This window comes from Neobacillus niacini NBRC 15566 (genome assembly GCF_001591505.1).
In the GTDB taxonomy this organism is placed as follows: domain Bacteria; phylum Bacillota; class Bacilli; order Bacillales; family Cytobacillaceae; genus Neobacillus; species Neobacillus niacini.
In genome coordinates this window covers 1-20,985 of the sequence record NZ_BCVA01000067.1, presented here as the reverse complement: position 1 = coordinate 20,985, position 20,985 = coordinate 1, and the positions used below count along the sequence as shown (strand labels likewise).

Annotated in this window: 18 protein-coding genes; 13 read left to right on the top strand and 5 right to left on the bottom strand. The window is 37.7% G+C overall.

The features are described from left to right. Positions 1 to 163: 163 nt before the first annotated feature. From BANA01_RS26945 to BANA01_RS26930, 4 genes are all read left to right on the top strand, one after another. Positions 164 to 1,429, top strand: a complete 1,266-nt coding sequence (locus BANA01_RS26945) for a LysM peptidoglycan-binding domain-containing protein (protein ID WP_063255451.1) — start codon at positions 164 to 166, stop codon at positions 1,427 to 1,429. 186 nt (positions 1,430 to 1,615) lie between these two features. Next, positions 1,616 to 3,070 carry a D-alanyl-D-alanine carboxypeptidase/D-alanyl-D-alanine endopeptidase gene (dacB, locus tag BANA01_RS26940; protein ID WP_063255453.1) on the top strand — a complete coding sequence of 485 codons (1,455 nt, stop codon included), beginning with the start codon at positions 1,616 to 1,618 and terminating at the stop codon, positions 3,068 to 3,070. Positions 3,071 to 3,144: 74 nt separating this feature from the next. Beyond that, positions 3,145 to 4,179, top strand: a complete 1,035-nt coding sequence (locus BANA01_RS26935) for an ADP-ribosylglycohydrolase family protein (protein WP_063255450.1) — start codon at positions 3,145 to 3,147, stop codon at positions 4,177 to 4,179. A gap of 383 nt (positions 4,180 to 4,562) precedes the next feature. Beyond that, positions 4,563 to 5,993, top strand: a complete 1,431-nt coding sequence (locus BANA01_RS26930; protein ID WP_063255449.1) for a purine-cytosine permease family protein — start codon at positions 4,563 to 4,565, stop codon at positions 5,991 to 5,993. A 96-nt stretch (positions 5,994 to 6,089) separates the two neighbouring features. On the opposite strand, the gene BANA01_RS26925 is transcribed toward BANA01_RS26930, so the two are convergent. Next, a complete protein-coding gene (locus BANA01_RS26925) occupies positions 6,090 to 6,572 on the bottom strand; it encodes an HIT family protein (protein WP_063255448.1) in 483 nt (160 codons plus the stop codon). Between the two features lie 73 nt (positions 6,573 to 6,645). On the opposite strand from BANA01_RS26925, the gene BANA01_RS26920 reads away from it, so the two are divergent. Both BANA01_RS26920 and BANA01_RS26915 read left to right on the top strand, forming a co-directional pair. Further along, positions 6,646 to 7,515, top strand: coding sequence for a deoxyribonuclease IV (locus tag BANA01_RS26920; RefSeq protein ID WP_235847248.1), 870 nt, complete (start codon positions 6,646 to 6,648; stop codon positions 7,513 to 7,515). Between the two features lie 61 nt (positions 7,516 to 7,576). Further along, the gene (locus BANA01_RS26915) at positions 7,577 to 8,302 is read left to right on the top strand and encodes a CBS domain-containing protein (protein ID WP_235847247.1); all 726 of its coding nucleotides are present in this window, start codon (positions 7,577 to 7,579) and stop codon (positions 8,300 to 8,302) included. 107 nt (positions 8,303 to 8,409) lie between these two features. On the opposite strand, the gene BANA01_RS26910 is transcribed toward BANA01_RS26915, so the two are convergent. Next, the gene (locus BANA01_RS26910) at positions 8,410 to 9,150 is read right to left on the bottom strand and encodes a hypothetical protein (protein ID WP_063255446.1); all 741 of its coding nucleotides are present in this window, start codon (positions 9,148 to 9,150) and stop codon (positions 8,410 to 8,412) included. Between the two features lie 211 nt (positions 9,151 to 9,361). Further along, positions 9,362 to 9,772 (bottom strand): acyl-CoA thioesterase, encoded by a 411-nt coding sequence (locus BANA01_RS26905; RefSeq protein ID WP_063255445.1) that lies wholly within the window; start codon positions 9,770 to 9,772, stop codon positions 9,362 to 9,364. Between the two features lie 262 nt (positions 9,773 to 10,034). Between BANA01_RS26905 and BANA01_RS26900 the strand changes: the two genes are divergently transcribed. Both BANA01_RS26900 and BANA01_RS26895 read left to right on the top strand, forming a co-directional pair. Beyond that, positions 10,035 to 11,297, top strand: coding sequence for a multidrug effflux MFS transporter (locus BANA01_RS26900; RefSeq protein ID WP_063255444.1), 1,263 nt, complete (start codon positions 10,035 to 10,037; stop codon positions 11,295 to 11,297). 109 nt (positions 11,298 to 11,406) lie between these two features. Next, positions 11,407 to 12,921: a M1 family metallopeptidase gene (locus tag BANA01_RS26895; protein WP_063255443.1), complete on the top strand. Its 1,515-nt coding sequence runs from the start codon at positions 11,407 to 11,409 to the stop codon at positions 12,919 to 12,921. Between the two features lie 114 nt (positions 12,922 to 13,035). Here the strand turns inward: BANA01_RS26895 and BANA01_RS26890 are convergent, their stop codons facing one another. Further along, complete coding sequence (locus BANA01_RS26890) at positions 13,036 to 13,683, bottom strand: CPBP family intramembrane glutamic endopeptidase (protein WP_034674882.1); 648 nt, start codon at positions 13,681 to 13,683, stop codon at positions 13,036 to 13,038. Between the two features lie 292 nt (positions 13,684 to 13,975). On the opposite strand from BANA01_RS26890, the gene BANA01_RS26885 reads away from it, so the two are divergent. The 5 genes from BANA01_RS26885 to BANA01_RS26865 all read left to right on the top strand — a co-directional run bounded on the left by BANA01_RS26885 (position 13,976) and on the right by BANA01_RS26865 (position 20,158). Then, positions 13,976 to 14,707 (top strand): DsbA family oxidoreductase, encoded by a 732-nt coding sequence (locus BANA01_RS26885; RefSeq protein ID WP_034674868.1) that lies wholly within the window; start codon positions 13,976 to 13,978, stop codon positions 14,705 to 14,707. Positions 14,708 to 14,877: 170 nt separating this feature from the next. Then, positions 14,878 to 15,522, top strand: coding sequence for an SDR family oxidoreductase (locus tag BANA01_RS26880; RefSeq protein WP_034674871.1), 645 nt, complete (start codon positions 14,878 to 14,880; stop codon positions 15,520 to 15,522). Between the two features lie 208 nt (positions 15,523 to 15,730). Next, entirely contained in the window at positions 15,731 to 16,336 is a 606-nt protein-coding gene (locus tag BANA01_RS26875) for a DedA family protein (protein ID WP_034674874.1), read from the top strand. Positions 16,337 to 16,393: 57 nt separating this feature from the next. Continuing rightward, entirely contained in the window at positions 16,394 to 17,842 is a 1,449-nt protein-coding gene (cls, locus tag BANA01_RS26870; protein WP_034674877.1) for a cardiolipin synthase, read from the top strand. A 165-nt stretch (positions 17,843 to 18,007) separates the two neighbouring features. Beyond that, positions 18,008 to 20,158 carry a sensor domain-containing protein gene (locus BANA01_RS26865; RefSeq protein WP_052106355.1) on the top strand — a complete coding sequence of 717 codons (2,151 nt, stop codon included), beginning with the start codon at positions 18,008 to 18,010 and terminating at the stop codon, positions 20,156 to 20,158. A gap of 30 nt (positions 20,159 to 20,188) precedes the next feature. Here the strand turns inward: BANA01_RS26865 and BANA01_RS26860 are convergent, their stop codons facing one another. After that, on the bottom strand, positions 20,189 to 20,497 hold the full coding sequence (locus BANA01_RS26860) for a hypothetical protein (protein ID WP_034674880.1): 309 nt from the start codon (positions 20,495 to 20,497) through the stop codon (positions 20,189 to 20,191). Between the last annotated feature and the right edge of the window lie 488 nt (positions 20,498 to 20,985).

Sequence of the window (20,985 nt, the reverse complement as noted above, 5' to 3'; positions counted from 1 at the left end):
TGAAGGACTAATCTAATTAGGAATTCTCCTGATTTGTCCCTCATAGACTCTTTTATACCGTTGTTCTAATAATCAAGAATGAAAATAAATAAAGCTTTTCATTTAAAGAGCAATATTCTCTGTGAATTCCCCATATGATGTAGGTAAAAAGGAGTGTGAGCGTATGGCTGTTCATGTAGTGAGTGCGGGGGAAAATTTGTGGGCAATTTCAAATCGGTATGGTGTGACTATCCAAACCATTGTTGAGCTAAATGGACTGCCGTCTGCTAGTGACCTCGTCCCAGGTCTTGCCTTGTATATCCCGGACAACCAGCTGCCAATCCGCTCCTATCAAATTAAATCGGGTGATCAAATTTGGAAAATAGCCCGAAGGTTTAGAACTGACATCTCGTCAATTTTATCAGCCAACCCTGGCCTAAATCCGAATCAGCTTACCGTTGGTCAAATGATCCATATTCCCTCACCTATTAAATTAAAAATAGCTACTTTAGGGTTTATTGTGCCATCAGAGGAGAGTGTTGTTCTTCCTATATTAGATTCTCTTGCCGGACAATTAACATATTTAGCGGTAGTGGCGTATTCATTTACGACAGAGGGGTATGCCTATAACCTGATTGAGGATTCAGCCATTGTTGTGCGGAGTAAACAATTAAACATTACGCCGCTATTGATGATTCGTAATTTTACAGGAGTTGATTTTAGCGCGGAGTTAGCCGGACAGGTGCTAGCAAATCCGGTTTACCGCCTGAACTTGGTTCAGAGCATTGTGAACCTGACAAGGCAAAGAGGATTTGGCGGGGTTAGTATCGATTTTGAATTTATACCGCCGCCGCAGCGTAATGCTTTTAATTTATTTTTAAGAGAATTAAAAACTGCCTTAGGAGAGTTAATACTGCATGTAAATGTACATGCGAAAACGGCAGACCTCCCGACCAATCGAATTGTCGGGGCATATGATTATGCCGCGATAGGGAATGCAGCTGACATTGTGGCTGTTATGACCATTGATTTTGGATACCCAGGCGGTCCGCCGGATCCGATTGCGCCTATATGGTGGATGGAGGAAGTAGTTCAATACGCCCTTACTCAAATCAATCCTCGTAAACTTCAGATTGCAATACCTCTTTATGGTTATGATAAAGTCGTAGGCACGAATACCACGCGTGCAATGTCAGTTGTGGCAGCCCAGAATCAAGCCATTGCGACAGGTTCAATCATTGAATTTGACCAAAGGTCCATGTCCCCTTGGTACCGGCATTGGAGTGCGGGGGTAGAACAGGTCGTTTGGTTTGAGGATATTAGAAGTTTTATAGAAAAATACCGATTAATTGATGTTTATCAGTTGTCAGGGACCACCTATTGGCAGATAAGTTTAGCTGCGCCGCAGAATTGGGCTTTTTTGAGTAGAAATATTGCAGTTTTGAAATAAGGTAATTGGAGCTTTCGAAGCTATCGCTGATATATTTGGATTGGATAAACGCCGATAAATTTGGAATAACACCGATAAGTGGTCCAGCAACGCTGATATCAAAAAAAATTTCTCCATAAGTTGTAGAAAAAACCTTGTTTTTTGGGAAGACTTTAGGAAAAAAGGGAAAGTTGGAAACAGATTTTGCTGAAACAATTGAATTTAATCATTTTTATATGTTTTTTAGTAACCCTACTGCCACAAACACAGCCAGTTTTTGCGGTGGACAATTTGGCACAGCAATTAAGTCAACTTTTAAATGAAGACCCCAATTTACATGGAGCCATTGCAGGAGTAAGTATACGGAATGCTTCAAACGGCGAGGTAATCTATGATCATTTAGGAGATGTTCGCCTGCGGCCAGCATCGAATATGAAACTTTTTACAGCTGCAGTTGCATTATCGGTGTTAGGGGAAGATTACACTTTCAAAACAGAAGTACTTACGGATGGGACTATAAAAAAGAAAACTCTGCAAGGGAATCTATATTTAAAAGGAAAAGGCGACCCTACACTCCTAAAGGAAGACTTCGATAAAATGGCGGTCGAACTAAAAACAATGGGAATACAAAAAATCACGGGCCAGTTAATTGGCGACGATACTTGGTATGATGATATCCGATATTCGGTCGATTTGCCGTGGAGTGATGAACAAATGTACTACGGTGCACAGATTTCCGCCTTAACGGCTTCACCAACTCATGATTATGATTCAGGTTCCGTTATGATCGAAGTCAAACCGGGAAAAAACGAGGGTGATAAGGCGGAAGTAACAGTAACCCCAAATACTGACTTTGTAAGAATTATTAATCTAACCGAAACGGTTGCTAAGGATCGGAAAAAGAAGCTCACCTATGAACGGGAGCACGCTAAAAATACGATTACGATAACGGGGAATTTACCTATTGCATCTAAAGGTGAAAAGGAATGGATTGGTGTCTGGGAACCTACCATGTATGCATTAGCACTTTTTAAACAATCACTAGCAGAACAAGGCATACAAATATCTGGGAAAGTAAAAACCGGAACCACTCCATTAGAAGCTAAAATTGTACATACATATAACTCGATAAAACTTTCGGAATTACTTGTCCCATTTATGAAACTGAGCAACAACGGGCATGCTGAAACCTTAGTAAAAGAAATGGGAAGAGTGGTAAAAGGGGAAGGCAGCTGGGAAAAGGGCATCGAGGTCATGGAAGCAGAGTTAGCCAAATTTGGAATTAAGACGGAAACACTGGTATTACGGGATGGTTCCGGAATTTCACATGTCAATCTAGTCCCGGCGGCGCAGCTATCTCACTTATTGGTTGCCGTCCAGCAGCAACCGTGGTTTCCTGCTTTTCTTCATTCTCTGCCGGTTGCAGGAGTCAGTGGGAAAATGGAAGGCGGCAGCTTACGAAGTCGGATGAAAGGTCCGGATGTAAAAGGAAAGGTATTCGCAAAAACCGGGACTATTTCTACGGTAAGTACTATATCGGGTTATGTTACCACAAGAAGCGGACAAACCATGATTTTTTCTATTATGTTAAACAATCTTATGGAAGAAGCTAAAGGAAAGAAAATTGAAGATAAACTGATTTCAATTATAGCAAGTCATTGATGGGTTGTTTCCTTCGATTCAACCCTTTTTTTTGTTAAAATATAGAAAAATATGATTTGGAAAGGGGCTTACATATGGTGACTCTTCTCGAACGCTATCAGGGATGCTTGATTGGCGGGGCAATTGGGGATGCGTTGGGATGGCCAGTGGAGTTTTTAAGACTTGATGAGATAAAGCAAAAATATGGACCACAGGGTATTACGCAGTTAGAAAAAGGAAGAAGTAATCTTGTAGAAATCACCGATGATACCCAGATGACGATCTTTACAGTGGAAGGATTATTACGTGCTGAAAATAGAGGGAGAAATAAAGGAATTGTCCATATTCCAGAGGTTGTTTATCGCAGTTACCTGCGCTGGCTAAATACACAAGGAGTGAATAGCGACGTTGAAAAGGATGGCTGGATTTACTCTATAGAGGGTTTACATACAAGAAGAGCACCTGGTAATACATGTTTAGACGCACTGATGTCTAGGAAAATGGGTACGATGGAAAGGCCAATCAATAATAGTAAAGGCTGCGGTGGTGTAATGCGGACCGCACCAATTGGTTTATTGTATAAAAAAGAGCAGGCATTCAAGCTTGGATGTGAAAGTGCTGCCATAACACATGGACACCCGAGCGGATACCTTTCTGCCGGAGCGCTAAGCTATGTGTTAGCAGCAATCGTGGCGGGAGAAGATTTAGACACTGCAGTTGAACAAGCTCTTGAAGAATGTGTAATGTACCCTTCGAGTGAAGAATGCAGCCAACTCATCAAAAAAGCCATCGCCCTAACGAATTCAGACATACCGGACCTGCATGCAATCGGGAGTCTGGGAGAAGGATGGGTAGGGGAGGAAGCCCTTGCTATTTCGATTTATTGCGCTTTAAAATATCAAAATGATTTTCAGAAGGCTGTAATTACAGCCGTTAACCATAATGGTGACAGTGATAGTACAGGTGCAATTACAGGTAATATTTTAGGGGCTTATCTTGGACTTAAGGGCATGCCGGAAAATTGGGTAAAGGAAGTAGAACTTTCAGAAGAATTAACTCAACTAGCAGATGACCTAGTCAAAATCTATGAAAATACTGAGAAATGGCACCAAAAGTATCCTGGGTGGTAAACAACACATTATTTCGATACGGGTTCCAGATTCAATTGATGCAAAAAACCACTAGACGGTGGTTTTTTTATTTAGGCTAACCGTGCAGTTTTTGTGTAATAATGTAATTTTTATACAGAAAAATGCATGGAATATATTTAGATAGTCGAAATAAGTAATGGTTTTAAATGGTTTTTGGCAAACGTGTTTTTATAATAATTTGATTATGTCAACTAATTGTGTATATAATGGTATATAGGTTATGGGGATTTGCTGTAGAAACAGTAGCTAATTTCCAAAAAAACACATTCGGTTGCCCTCTAAACTAGCATTCAGTCGTGATAGAGGATAGATGAATGTGAAAATTACGTTTAGAAAAGGGGACGAAATGAAAGGATGATTGCATGAGTTTAGACCAAACAACAGGTACCCAAGTAGAAGCGAAAGATGATTATTCATTTGAACAGGTTCCAGAAGAAAAACGGAATATGGGATGGTTTAGTGTCACCAATATCACGTTTGGAATTGCGACAGCTATTTTTTATTTTCAAACAGGCAGTGTAATGGCCCTTCAGTATGGGGCTACAAACGCAATCATTTCAGCGATTTATGCAATTATTATTGCCGGCTTATTAGGTACTGTCATTGCTTACTTATCGGCAAAATCAGGTATGAATGTCAATCTCATGTCTAGACAAGGGTTTGGCTATATAGGCGCCTCTTTAACTTCGCTCATTTACGCATCTAATTTTATCATGTATTGTGCTTTCGAAGGGATGATTCTCGTAGCGGCTGTACATGCATATTTCCCCGCAATTCCATTATGGCTGCTAATTATTGTATTCGGATCAATTGTTATTCCATTGAATTGGTTTGGTATTAAACAATTGGATAAGCTTCAGAAATGGTCGTTGCCGATTTTTGGCATATTTTTAATTCTCACGATTATTTTTGCTTACAACACACCTTCTAAATTTGACGGTAACTTTTGGGCTTACTTACCAGATGGTGTCCAAACAGGTGGTACTGCCTTACTCTTGTGTATTGGTATGCAGCACGGGATTATGGGCTTAACTGCTCTAATCGCGTCAGACTATGCACGCTTCCTAAAGCCAAAGGACATTAAAATTGGCTCTATTATGATTGGATTTATTCCACAAATTTTCTGCTTTGGTGTCATGGGATTACTAGGAATATGGTTTGGTGTCCGTTTGGCTGAATCGAATCCTGGGGTATACATTGTCACACTTATTGGACTAGGCGGCGTAGTATTTACGATGTTGACACAAATAAGAATCAATGTCACAAATATTTACAGTGCATCCCTATCATTATCCAATTTCTTTGAGAATGTATTTCATTTCAAACCAAGTCGACGTTTTTGGGTTGTTGTTTCAGGCGTCCTATCGATTGCGTTAATGTTAGGTGGGATTCTTGATTATTTAGGTAGTGCGATGACATTTCAAGGAGTCCTATTAATGGCATGGGCAGCCATTTTAGTTACAGATGCCTTAGTCGTAAAAAAATTATTGAAAATTGTACCGGTAGAGTATGAATCAAGACAAGAAAAACTATACAAATGGAATCCAGTTGGCGTTGTCCCATTAATTGTGTCAAGTATTCTTGGTACAATAGCAGCCTTGGGGCATATGGGAACGTTCTTACAAAATACAGCCACTTTCTTTGCGGCCATATTAGCTTCTATTCTTACGGTAATCATTGCAATTTACACAAAAGGGAAATATTATAGTAAAAGTGAATCTAAAGATATGATTAATAGAAAATCAAAACAAAAAAGTATTTCAGTAAAAGAAAAAACGGTGGAGCAAGTTTAATAGAAATGTTAGGATCTATGGCCCAAGAATCTATTATTTATAGAAGAGATTCTTGGGTTTTTTTAATAATAAGTTTTAAGGCGCTGCTCCGATTCTTTACATCAATGCGGTTTTTAAGGCTTTAATGGAACACATAACCTTTTGATGATTCTCATCCGTGTTTCGATGATTTCTCGCATGAAGCAGAACAGGCCGAAGTGATTCAACAGATCGGCCAAATTCGTTCATCCAATCATATCTAGGCACTAGCCAGGTATGGAAATGATGAGTGGTATCTTCGTTGTAGAAATAATAAACATAATCAATACCTAATATCTCTCTCTGAGCTTTCCGAATTTTTGTCATGGTAGTTATGTAATCCAGTCTTTCGTCATCCGTCAATTCATCCAAGCATTTAATATGTCTTTTTAATGCAAGAATGACCAACCCTTCAATCGGATAGGCAACATCCTGATGAGCATGAAAATATTCTGTTTCTAAAATTACGCCGCCATCGGGTTCAACCAGACCACTAGTTAAAGCACAGCTCAAGCATTCAACTTCTACCGTATTCCCATTTGATAAAGTTATTTTTCTCAACTATTTCCCCTCCTATAAAGTAACCTGAATTATCTTACAACATCCGCAGTAAAAAGAATAGTTTTAACTCATTATGCAAATTCTAACACTAAAAAACGGTGGGGATACGATGATTTTTGGCTGCCATGTAAGTATTCGGAATGGTTATTTTGGCGCTGCAAAACGTGCGGCAGATTTTGGTGCTGCCGCATACCAATATTTTCCGAAAAACCCGAGAAGTCTTTCGGTTAAGGATTTTGACAAAGGGGATGCCACAAGCTGTAAAGAGTTTTGTCAGGAACATAATCTGATTTCAGTTGCACATACCCCTTACTCTACAAGTTTAACTCCTTCAGAGGATAAGAAGGAAATAACAATTAGGTCGCTGTTAAACGACCTAGAAATAGCAGACACATGCGGCTCAGTTGGTGTGGTTGTCCATTTTGGCAGTCAGATTAGTAAAACAGACCCGCTAGCCAGTTATCATTTAATGCTTGAAATGCTAAATTCTGTTCTTAGTCAATGGAACGGTAATTGTTTACTTTTAATTGAGAATAACGCTGGGACAAAAGGGGCTCTTGGAACAACCTTTGAAGAATTAGTGCAGGTCCGAAACCTCACTGAGTATCCAGAGAAAATCGGTTTCTGCCTCGATACCTGTCATATGTTTGCAAGTGGTCTTTGGAATGGAGAAAATACGGAAGAATTTTTCGCCAAAGGTGAAGAACTAGCCTATTTTGAACACCTGAAAGTCATACACTTAAACAATTCTAAGTATCCAACGGGATCCAATAGGGATCGTCATGCGAATATATTCCAGAATGGTTTGATCAAGGAGAAATCACTTCAGGAGATTGTAAAGTCCCCTGTAGTAAAACATATTCCTTTTGTATTAGAAACACCAGACGATGAAGGAATCTCGCATCAGGAAGAAATTAACCAGCTCTATCAAAAATGGGGATAGTTAAAAATTCGGAATAAATATATAATTAAAGAAATAAGTAAACATATTGGCAGGGATAGAGATGAAACAAATGAAAAAAGGACAAATACTATCAGAACGATTTGAGGTCGCCTTCAATCAAGTACATGATGCGATGAAGGACATTGTCAAAATTAACGATGATAGATTTGTAGTATTAGTAAAGGTTGGAGCGAAGAAGTATCAAATCATTGAAACATTTAAAAAGGACTTGGAGCAGTATGCGAAACTAAGAAATGCCATTGTCCATGAGAAAATGGAAGTCGGCTATTATATCGCCGAACCAAATTCAAAAGTGGTCGAGCATATAGAGAAAATAGCCAACGTCTTTAACCGTCCAAATTATGCTTTAACGATTGCAACAAAAAATGTTCTGTACTTTGACTATAACGATAGTATCCTAAAAGTGACGGAAGCGATTCGTCAGTATAATTATTCAAAATTTCCGATCTATAAAAACAAAGAATTTGCAGGCCTATTGACAGCAGGATCGATTTTAAAATGGATGGCACAAAACATGGTAAGCACATCTGTTAATTTAGACGATACCCATATATATGATATTATGAAATATGAAAAAGATCATCCCATTGACTTCGTTGCAAAAAGTACGAATATCTTCGATGTAGAAACGATTTTTGAAAGATCACATAAGGTAAAAAAGAAATTAGAAGCAGTGATCATTACGGAAAACGGAAAAAAAGATGAGGCACCTCTTGGAATAATCACACCATGGGACTTGATTGAGATTGACTATACTGTCGATTAAAAAATGAGGAGCATACCGAATAGGTATGCTCCCTTTTCTTTTATTGTCCAGCTTCAGCGCCAAGGAGTAGGGGTCAAGTGACCTAAAACAGAGCGCCTACGCTTTTCTTATGGCATATCGTCAAAATTAAACTCACTTAATTGATCCATATGGCTGGCAATCATTGCGATAATGGTGCTAGCCTCTTCTTTACTGAAAATAAAATGAGATTCGTCTTTGATTAACTCATCATCGGTTGTCCAAATCCGGTTTACTCTTTTCAGGACACCATCACCGGTTTCTGGGACAACACCAAATTGATACGTCACTTCGACTTCATCCTCATGTTTAAATGCCGTTACCTCCGGCGTGTTCCATTCCACATCAATTTCTTCAAAAATATCATCTTCATTTACTTGCTGTGCTTCATAATACTCTTCATCATCATCGTCAGCAACCTCGACCATTTCATAATAGTCGTCACTGTCTTCATATACTTCTTCGGAAGTAAGATAGACACCGTCATCGGTGTAATGATCATCATCGTTCATATAATCATGAAGACTTGCGTGTACTTCATCGATGATTTCTTCTATGTCCGAAAGGATGATTTTAGCAGTATGCCCACTGTCAACATCAAAGGTATCGATGTAAAATTCTTCGTTCCCGGGATCGAAGAACAATGTGCAAAAATAGTCTCTATCGACATCTTCTGTATTCACATCTTCTGTTTCTACAAAAAATTCGATCCTTGGGTGTTTGGCAGCTCTCTCAATTGACATTTGACCAACCCGATCATACTCTTCACAAATAGATTCCAGGTGATCCTGAAGCTCGCCACAAACTCTGTCAAACCATTCTAACGACATTAACATCCCATCCTTTCTAGGTAATCGTGGTTATTATCTCCAATGAGTAATGTTTAATCCATGCTTTTTTGTAAATACTTGGAGATTTCGTCATCATCAAAAAAATAATGATGTTATGTGTCCGAATGGTCTGTATGTAATAGGTGGTCAAATGTGCGTGTACTAAATAAGAAAAAATTCCCTCGTTCTTTAGAAATAGGGAATTTTTTCATTAAGTATATTCAAGTTCAAATTGTTCAATTCTAGCTCTAAGAAAATTAGGAACGGGGCAGGGTTGCATATTCTTGTGATCAACACTGACATAGATAATCTCGGCAAGGAGAACCGGATCCAATTCATCTTCTCTTGTAATCATAAAATTCATTGTCAGGCTTTTATTTCCTACTCTTTCCACCCTGCACCAGATGGTGAGCAAGTCATTTAATAAGGCTGATCGTTTATACTCAAGAGTCGATTTCGCCAAAACAAAATCAAACTGTTCATCGTGTCGAAGAAGCTGCTGGAAATATTCAGTGACTGCTACATCAATATACGTTAGGTAATGTGAATTAAAAACAATCTTTTGTCCATCAATTTCCGAATAACGCACTTTTAATTGATGTGAGAAACGATAATCTGCCATTCTAGACTCCTTTCTTTTTGAGCTAATTCCTTAACTCTCAACAAAATTACTACCGTCTTCCCACCGGAACACGCTAGCTTTTTTATATAATTATTTTAAAATTTTCAAAAAAATAACAAGTTACATTAATATTCTATTTATTCGTCAATAATCCTTTCAATTCGCTCAATGGTTACCGGTGTTCCGTATATGTGGAAAAATTTTTATTTTCTAAGTTTAATCATTTGATTTATTGCTTCAATAGTTAGAAAATTAAAAACAAATGAACAACGAAGGGAATGAAACGACTTTGGGTTCTTCTTTAGATAATTCAATTAATCCAGCAACCATCACTCGTTCTAAGCGGTTATGGATTGCGATGGTATTAGGTTCTTTAGCAGCCTTCGCTCCATTATCCATTGACATGTATTTACCCGCGTTACCTATATTAGCAGATTATTTTCATACAAGTCCGTCTTTTATTCAACTTAGTCTGACATTTTTCCTGCTAGGACTCTCGTTGGGTCAACTTTTTGCTGGACCAATAAGTGATATTAACGGGAGACGGAAACCACTCTTAATTGGGTTGATCATCTATACTGTAGTATCCTTTTTATGTGTATTTAGTCCCTCGATTTGGACATTTATTCTCCTGCGTTTTATTCAAGGTCTGGCGGGTTCAGTGGGGATGGTTGTTTCAAGGGCGATTGTGCGCGATTTATATTCGGGAACGGAATTAACGAGATTCTTTGCGCTTCTATCTTTAGTAAACGGTGCAGCGCCGATTCTAGCTCCAGTGGCTGGTGCTCAGCTCCTCAGGTTTGTTCCGTGGCAAGGTGTGTTTATTGTTCTTGGCGTAATTGGATGTGCTATGTTTATTGTCGTCCTTCTCGGTTTACATGAGACACTACCCAATGAGAGACGATTGGGGGGAGGACTCCAAAATACCCTTCTCACCTTTCGAAAACTAATCTTCGATCCTAGTTTCATTGGATATGCCTTTTCACAAGGGCTTGTTACTGGCGCAATGTTTGCTTATATATCAGGTTCCCCCTTTGTGGTACAGGAGATATATGGGGCTTCGCCGCAAATCTTCAGTCTTATTTTTGCAATCAATGGGTTAGGAATTATGATAGCCAGCCAAACAACGGGCAGGTTAGCCGGAAGGATTCCGGAATCAAAGCTACTAAACTTTGGTTTAGCAATGTCCTTTTTAGGAAGTGTGACCTTGCTAGCTCTTCTATTAGTGAAGGCAAATCTATCGATCATCTTAATTCCATTATTTCTGGTCGTATCCAGTGTCGGTATTGTGAATACAGCCGGATTTTCTCTCGCTATGCAAAAGCAGGGCAAAAATGCAGGCAGTGCTTCAGCGCTGCTGGGTGTACTTTCCTTTGCATTTGGTGGTATAACCTCCCCTTTGGTTGGGATAGGAGGTGAAGAATCTGCCATTCCAATGGGAGTGGTCATCGTAATTTCCTCAATGGGTGCAGTTGTTTCTTATGTGTTCCTTGTACTCAGAAAAACTAGACAAAAAGATGCTTAAGCAGAATTCCCTGGCAATGCTGCCAGGGGATTTTTTATTAATAAAATTGAAACTCTTTTTGAAAAAAGGCGTCTAAGATTTGAGTGAATTTAGTTGATAGGAGGCCATTATGAACAAAGGGGAAATCAAAAAGGGGAGAGGCTTTTACCTGGTTGTCATTTTGTTAATGTTCACTGTTTTAGTGGCAGGGTGTAAAGAAATCAACTCAAAGCAGACAACTGGAACAAATAAGAATCAAACTTCAGAGGTGAACCAATTTATTCCAACTGTATACGATACTACCGTAACTGTTAATGTAGAGGAGAAAACGTTAGCAGGCACACTTAAGATGAAGTCGACAAACAACACCGGGAAAAATCAGGACAGAATTTACTTTCACGTTTACCCCAATCAGTTCCGTGAGGGAGTCGATCTACTAGGTGGATTTTGGCGGCATATTGTTGATGAGAATTCAGAACCTGGATCTATGGAGATTACAGAAGTTCAGGTAAATGGAACGGTAGGAATTTTTAAAATCGATGATACCGTCCTTGAAATTCCGTTAGACATATGGAAAAAGGGTCAAACGATTGACATTGAATTGAAATTTTCCATGAAGGTTCCCAAGAATAACGGCCGATTTGCTTATGATGAAAATGCGATTTGGCTTGGCAATTGGATACCAATTCAGGCTGTATTTGATAATAGAGGCTGGGTAACAGATCCGTATCATTCTATTGGAGATCCATTTTATAGTCAGGTTGGAACATACAATGTCAAGGTAACTGTACCGAGCAAGTATAAAATCACAAGTACCGGTGAAGATGAAGCGGGTGTACTAGAACCGAATGGCTCCGTGACTTATAAAACTACAATTGATCATGTACGGGACTTCGCTATGGTCATTATGGATGAATTCTACCAAAAGGTATCAGATCAAGTAGGTGAAACAACCGTGAATACATGGTATCGAGCCAGTGAGAGCCAAGAGGCAGTGAAGAAGAATCATGAAGCAGCGGTTAAGGCATTATCTTATTTTAGTAAAGTTTATGGACCTTATCCATATCCTGAATATGATATCGTTCGAACTGGTATGTTTACAGCAATGGAATACCCAGGCTTAGTTTACCTGCCAAAACATAACCATGAAAATAACCAATCGGACATCGGCTCAGTCGTCCATGAGACAGCGCACCAATGGTGGTATGCATTGGTCGGAAATGACGAAGTAAAAGAGCCGTGGCTCGATGAGGCAATGGCAACCTACTCTACAACGAGATTTATGTTAGAAGAATATCCCGAGCATGGAGCCGGAGATTTAGAGTTGCGAAAGCATATGACAGTGGGAACGGAAGTCTATGAAAGACGCGGCATATATATAGGTAGTTCTGTTGATAAATTTAATAATATTGGTACCTATTCTCAGCTTGTCTATCAAAAAGGTGCCTTGATGCTGGAAAACCTAGAAAAAGTAATAGGCAAAGAGAAAATGGATCAATTGCTGCAAAGTTACTTTAAAGAATATCAATATGAAATCGCTACAGGAAGTGAATTCATCTCTGTATTCACGGAAGAACTAGGACCAGAAGCTCAGGTGTACTTTGAAAAATGGTTAAGTGGTAAGGAACCTGAATTTAAGCAATAAATAAATGAAGGAAAACGCCTCGATAAAAGGGGCGTTTTGTTATATTTGTACTTATATTTTAAAACAGTGTAGATATTATCATCTTTTGTGTAGAAATCGGGTAAAACATCATTATTAAACATCAAAACTTACAGGAATATCTTTCTTTTCTTTTGTAAAGTTGCTGTAGAACCTTATAACCAGTAGGACGGTAAAAAACATTAATGCTGGAATGAGGTAATAAAGAATCTCAGAAAGTAAAGATTTCTTCACGGTTTCTTTTATCAAAAATATAGAAGTGCCAGGGCTGCCTACCATTCCAAAGAAAAGACCATAAGCTACATTTAATCCATAGTGAATACCCGTATTTGCCCAGATAGAACCAGTTTTATAAAAAGCATAAGTCAGGGAAAGTCCTAAAATCACTGAAAAGATAAAATTACTTAAACTAAAGCCTGCATACCAGTAATCATCTAGAGCGTACAGCAAAATACTAATTGAAAAAACACATCCGACGTGCAGTTTATCTTTTAAAAGATTAATGACAAACCCCCGTACAATTAAATCATTAATAAATGAACCGATGAAAAATCCCGCAAAAATCATTACCATTGGCATGAGTAATTCCGATGAATCCAAAACTCCATTCCAAATGAGATCACCGCTTACTAACTGAATTCCAAACATAAGTAACCAAAAACTAAAGCCAATCCAAAAACTAATAAAGAAGTTTTTTAACCAGCCTGTATGGAATAAGAGTCCCATTCCTTTTAACCCGTTCAAACCAACCCACTTAGCGATGAAATAGGCAAGCGGAAAGAAAGCGAGATAAGCCCCAAATTGTAAGAAGGGATTGCTAAGAAGTGAAGGGACAAACACAAAATATAAATCAAGAATAAGGAAACCAACTACAGCTTTTATAAGTTTAGTAATGATACCAACCCCTAATCAGAATAATGAGTTCATTTTATCATTTCTAGGTAATTTTAACCATTTGTAGGTAAGCATGATTTTTTAAATTTTTTTCAAGGCTGTGATACTATAAATAAGAATCGTAAATAAATGAGGTGTAACCATGAAAATAGAAGTTTGGTCGGATTTTGTCTGTCCATTTTGTTATATAGGAAAGGCTCGTTTAGAGGAGGCGTTATCTCAATTTCCACATAGGGACAGTGTTAAAATAGAATTTAAAAGCTTTGAGCTAGATCCTAATTCTCCGCTGTATAGTGGGAAAAGTATTCATGAATCTTTAGCTTCAAAATACGGGATGAGTATTGAACAAGCAATGCAAATGAATCAAAATGTGGGTCAGCAAGCGGCTGCAGTGGGTTTAACATTTAATTTTGACAACATGAAACCAACGAATACTTTTAATGCCCACCGATTGGCAAAATATGCAAAAACTCAGGGGAAAGAAGCGGTAATTACAGAAAAACTTCTTTATGCCTACTTTACTGAATCAAGAAATGTAGGCGACATCGAAACGTTAGCGGATATCGCGGAAGCATCAGGGCTTGATCGAGAAGAAGCATTAAAGGTTCTTCAAGACGAAAAGGCGTTTGCAAATGATGTCCGTATTGATCAAGCAATTGCCCAGCAATATCAGATTACCGGTGTACCGTTTTTTATCGTCAACCAAAAATATGCGATTTCTGGTGCACAGCCAACATCTACTTTTACAGGAGCACTGCAAAAAGTATGGGAAGAAGAAAATCCAGCTCCCGTATTTCAGGACCTTTCAACAATTAGTGCAGAAGACTCAAGCTGTGTGGATGGCAACTGTATGATTCCTGATAAAAAAGAATAGCCATTTTGAGAACTGCATTTTTTTAAAATGCAGTTTTTGGTGTTGGAAAATCATATATAGTAAAATGTTCGGTTTTTCCTGAAGGATTTGCCTTTTATTAATAGGACTGTCTGAATAAGTTGTTCTCACATAGAAATAATAGTCGTAAATAAGGTAAGGAGCTAACATCGATGAACGTATTAGTGGTTGGAGCTAATGGGCAGGTAGGTAAACTTCTTGTTGATCTAATCAGAGACAGTCAAGAACATACAGTTAAAGCGATGGTTAGAAAGGAAGAACAAGCTGAGGTTTTTAGGAAAATGGAAATTGAAGCAGCTGTTGCCTGTTTAGAACAAAGTGTTGAAGATATTGCGCAGGCTGCAAGAGGCTGTAATGCTATCATATTCACTGCGGGCTCAGGCAGGAATACGGGATATGATAAAACATTACTTATTGATCTTGATGGTGCGGTGAAAACCATTGAAGCTGCAGAAAAGGTCGGAATAAAACGCTTTATAATGGTCAGTGCGATTCAGACACACAGACGAGAAAACTGGCATGAGAAAATGCTTCCTTATTATGCAGCTAAATACTATGCAGATAAAATGCTTGAACAAAGCGAACTAACCTATACAATTATTCGGCCTGGCGGACTATCGAGCGAGCCAGGAACAGGGCTGATTACAGCTGCTAGTGATATAAGAAGCGGGAAGATATCACGTGAAGATGTGGCAAAAACAATTATCCATTCTCTAACAGAAGAAAATACCTACTACCAGTCATTTGACCTTGTTTCTGGTGAAGTTCCAATAGAAAAAGCATTAAAGCTACTTTAAAAAAGACCTTTAATGAGGGGTATGTGGAAAAGCTAAATATATAGGTAAACTCCTAAAGCATTTGAACCTTCAAATGCTTTTTTTCGTTGTATGGGTTTTAATTTCAGGTAAAAAAAATATAGTAATTACAAGAGGACGACCTATTTGAAACTTTTCCGGGAGTTAATCGTAAAACAATAAACGTTATTTTCGATCATTGGAGGATATTATGGATTTATGGATTCAAGAGTTTATCGAACAGTTTGGGTACTGGGGAGTGTTTATCCTCATTGCGCTAGAAAATATATTCCCTCCTATTCCATCTGAAGTCATTCTGACTTTCGGAGGCTATATGACATCTCAAACCAATCTGACTGTTCAAGGGGTTATTGCTGCTTCAACAATTGGTTCAGTTTTTGGTGCGGTCATACTTTACCGACTAGGGGCTGTTTTGAATGTAAATAAATTGGAGGTAGTTGTTGAACGGTATGGGCGATTCCTGCGTTTAACCAAAGAGGACCTGTATCGTGCTGACGTCTGGTTTGACAAATATGGAATTTGGACGGTCTTTTTCTGCCGTTTCATACCGCTGATTCGCAGTCTTATTTCAATCCCTGCAGGAATGGCAAGAATGAACTTCTGGCTGTTCATCAGTTTTACAACATTAGGCACGATTCTTTGGAATACTTTGTTGATAAATCTTGGTGCGCGAGTAGGAGAAAATTGGGAAGTTATTGGGGAGAGAATGGACCAATATTCCAATTATATCTATCTGCTTTTAGCCATACTCCTTATTGTTTTCATCGGATGGAGAAGAAAAAGGAGAAGATACTAGTAAAACTGAGAGTAAATTTAAAAAGTAATTATAATGTCGGATGAGAGGGTTTTGGCCATGAATATAACGTCTATATTACTAGGCTTACTTCTTGTATTGAATATCATGTTGGCCCTCGTTGTCATTTTTCAAGAAAGAAGGGACGTTGGGTCTACATGGGCCTGGTTATTAGTTCTCTTTTTCATTCCGATTTTGGGATTTGTGCTGTACTTATTATTAGGGCAAAATTTAAGTCGAAAACGGCTATTCCAATGGGATGACCTTAAAAAGACAGGTTTTGAAAAAGCGTTAGAAACGCAATTGACCAAACTACGTTTAAATCAATTTTTTTACCGTAGTGATGTCACAAGGGATAACCATGATTTGATTTATATGCATATGATTAACAATCAAGCTATCTTAACTGAAGACAATGCTGTAGATATTTTTACAGACGGTACAGAAAAATTTGATCAATTATTTAGAGACATAAAGGCTGCTAGGAATTATATTCATATTCAATATTACATTATAAAAAATGATAACCTGGGCAAAAGATTAATCGACGCGTTAACATCAAAAGCAAGGCAAGGGGTAAAGGTTCGAATCTTGTATGATGAATTAGGGTCACGAAGTTTGCCGAAAAGATTGTTTAAAGAATTTCTAAAAGCTGGAGGTCAAGTTGAGGTATTTTTTCCATCGAAATTTCGTTTTATTAATCTCAGAATGAATTATCGGAATCACCGGAAATTGGTAATCATTGATGGGAAAATTGGCTATGTCGGTGGTTTTAATGTTGGTGATGAATACTTAGGTCTCAATAAGAAATTCGGTTATTGGCGGGATACTCATTTACGTATACAAGGCACGGCGGTTTATGCTCTCCAGACACGCTTCATTCTAGATTGGAATCAGGCTTCAGATGACCATGATGTTGACTATGTTCCAAATCTCTACCCTGAAGATATTTCTCATGGCAGTATCGGAATTCAGATTGTAACAAGCGGACCTGATTCAGAGTTTCAACAAATTAAAAATGGGTATATAAAGATGATTATGTCAGCAAAAAAATCGATCTATATCCAAACACCATACTTTATACCGGATACAAGTTTATTAGATGTTCTTCGGATTGCCTGCTTATCTGGAGTGGAAGTCAATATTATGATTCCTGATAAACCAGATCATCTATTTGTCTACTGGGCGACGCTGTCACATGTTAGTGAACTACTAAAAGTGGGCGCAAAGGTCTATATTTATAGAAATGGTTTTATCCACGCAAAAATGATCGTTGTGGATGAAGAAATCTCATCAGTTGGAACCGCCAATATTGACTATCGGAGCTTTAAACTTAATTTTGAAGTGAATGCCTTTTTATATGATGAAGGAGTTTCTAGAAAACTAACGGAAACGTTTAAAGAGGATATTAAGGTTTCGTTGCTATTGACGTTTGAGGGTTACCAAAAACGTTCTTTGGAGGTTCGACTTAAGGAATCAATCTCTAGATTACTTTCACCTATCTTATAAAATGTTTATTAAAGGTTTAGAGGCGATATCTACATGCTCATTCAAAGAATGCCTATCCTATCAGGGGTAGGCATTCTTTGTTTCTAATTATTCTTTTTATAATTTCTTTATAATATGTTTTTTTGGAAATAGTAATAGAAAATATTCTTGGAGGATTAGCACTCGATGGAGGAAATAACATTATGGGTGGGCCTTGCCATTGAAATAGCATTGATTATCGTTACTATGTTGATCATTTCTTCCCATCTTCGAAATATTTCTAAAAATAAAACTAACTTTCAATTAAACGAACAATATTATAAATCTTTGTTTGAAGAAAACCCAGACGCCATTATTATTTTTGATTTAGATGGAAAATTTGTTGTTGCAAACAAGGCTGTTACAATTTATGGATATAGTGTAGAAGAATTAATTGACAAACCATTTGCAGGTTTTATACTTCCTAAAGATTTAGAAAGAGTGACGGGCCACTTTATCGAAGCGGTAGAAGGAAGGGCAACAAATTACGAATGTACTATATTGGATAAAGAAGGATTTCAAAGGGAAATTAGTGTAACCAATATACCTATTTTTGTGAATTCCCAGATTTATGGTGTATACACCATCATAAAAGATATTACGGAGCATAAAAAAGCACAAAACGACTTAGTGGAAGCTGAAGCTAAATATCGAAGTCTTATAGAAAACTCTTTAGTAGGGGTTTACATCATGCAAGATGGGAAATTGGTATACGTTAATCCGGGCCTTTGTGAAATGTCAGGTTATACATGTGAAGAGTTAATAGGTTTAAATGTTGCGGACTTTATTTATCCGGAGGATTTGCCGCTCATAAATGAAAATATCCTTAAACGGTTCAATAATGAAACAGGTGCGATAAAGTATGAGTATCGTGCAATCAGAAAGGATCAAAGTGTGATTACGTTTGAATTATATGGTTCAAAGATTGTTTATCATGGCAGGGACGCAATAATTGGAACAGTCATTGATATCACTGAGCGAAAAAATACCGAGAAAATGATTAAACACATGGCGTATCATGACCAGTTAACAGATTTGCCTAATCGCTATTTATTACGTGAAAAACTAAATGAAACGATCACAGACTCAAAACAAAACAACTTTAATTTCGCTCTTGTTTTTCTGGATTTGGATCGATTCAAAGCCATAAATGATACGATGGGACACGAAGTTGGTGATCAAGTATTGATGGAAATTGCGGAACGACTGAAAGCCTGTGTCAATGATAAAGATATCATTTCTAGGTATGGAGGGGATGAATTTTCCATTCTGCTCCCTGACTCAGAAGAACAAAGAGCGAGTAAAGTCGCACAACAGATTATAGCAAAGCTATCTTATCCTTTAACCTTTCAACATCACGAATTAATGGTTACCCCTAGCATAGGAATAGCTGTATTTCCTACTCATGGTGAAAGTTTTGATACGTTAATCAAAAATGCTGATTTAGCCATGTATCATGCAAAAAGCTTAGGTAGAAATAATTTTCAATTTTTTAATAAGGAGTTAAATAAAAAAGCACAGCATGAATTAGATATGGAGGTGAATTTAAGAAAAGCCCTGGAGCAAAATCAATTCGTGTTATTCTATCAGCCGCAAGTTAATCTAGAAACAAATGAGATTTATGGTGCTGAAGCATTAATACGGTGGACACATCCTGAAAAAGGGATCATTCCACCTGCAACGTTTATTCCTTTAGCGGAAGAGACTGGGTTGATCATACCTATGGGTGAGTGGGCAATCCGAACAGCATGCCAAGAAAACATTAAGTGGCAAGAAGCTGGTTATTCACCGGTTACCATTTCTGTTAATATATCAGCCAAACAATTCTTCCAATCAAATTTGGTTGAAATTGTAGAATCTGCCTTAAGGGAGACGGGTCTCAATCCAAATTATTTAGAACTTGAGATTACAGAAAGTATTACGATGGATGTTGAGCGTTCGATAACAACCCTATTGGAATTACAGAGAATTGGGGTCAAGATTAGTATAGATGATTTCGGTACGGGATATAGTTCTCTAAATTATCTTAAGAGACTCCCTATCGATAAGTTAAAAATCGACCAATCATTTATTCAAGAATGTCCACATGATATTAATAGCAATACACTCGTTAGGACGATTATTATTATGGCTCATCTTCTAAGAATGAAGGTTGTTGCAGAGGGAGTAGAAACAGTGGAACAAGTATCCTTTCTTCTTGGGCAGGGTTGTAAGGAGGCGCAGGGGTATTTATTCAGCAAACCCCTTTCGGTATCAGAATTTGAGACAAAATATATGCGAAAACGCTTGGGAAAATAGCTCCAAGCGTCTTTAGTAGTTATATTTGATTTATCGTTTTATTCGATTTAGCACTCGTTCTTCAAATTCTGCTTCATCTATATCTAATCCTATCACTTCATTTCTAAAGGACTTAAAGCGTCCATTCTCCACCTCAAGTGTGAAATATCCTCTAGAACTTGAAAGGTTAATATCGCCGATTACATTTTTCCTTCTGGCAGGGTCAAACAAATTGACTAAATTAGGATTGCTTGGATGTGGCTTGAATCGACAACCTTGCTCTACACAAATTCTTACAATATTACGAACCTTAGGATTCGTAATGCTTTCAACCTTTTTTATAACTTCTTCGTTAGCCATAAATGTGATTCTCCTTTCCATTCTTCAAACAGTATGCTGTAGCTAGAGGATTTATGCCTAACTCATGAAGTAACGTATTAGTTTATGTGCTGATATGAAAAAAAGAATAAGTTTCGAAGTTCTCAAAATAAAAAGGTAAGATAAATGTAAGAAGAATAAGGATTCACAGTAATAGTAATACACTTCTCTTAGTGAAGGAATGTAGTGGAATTAATTTATAATTGAGGTTATACAGTACCTAGCGCTGTGTTACTGATGGTTTAGAGATTATGATAAGACTTCGAATGGTTCTATTCCGCTTGGAAAAAATTTCACATTGAACCGTTCCTGAAAGGATGTTATTATAAGAAAGTTCCTTCGCGGAGTGGTCGACAACATGATTAATTAAAAAATGTGTTGACTTAAGCGAAGAGAATGTGATAATATATTTTTTGTCGCTAAAAACAACTGACAAATTGTTCTTTGAAAACTAAACAAACAAGAACGTT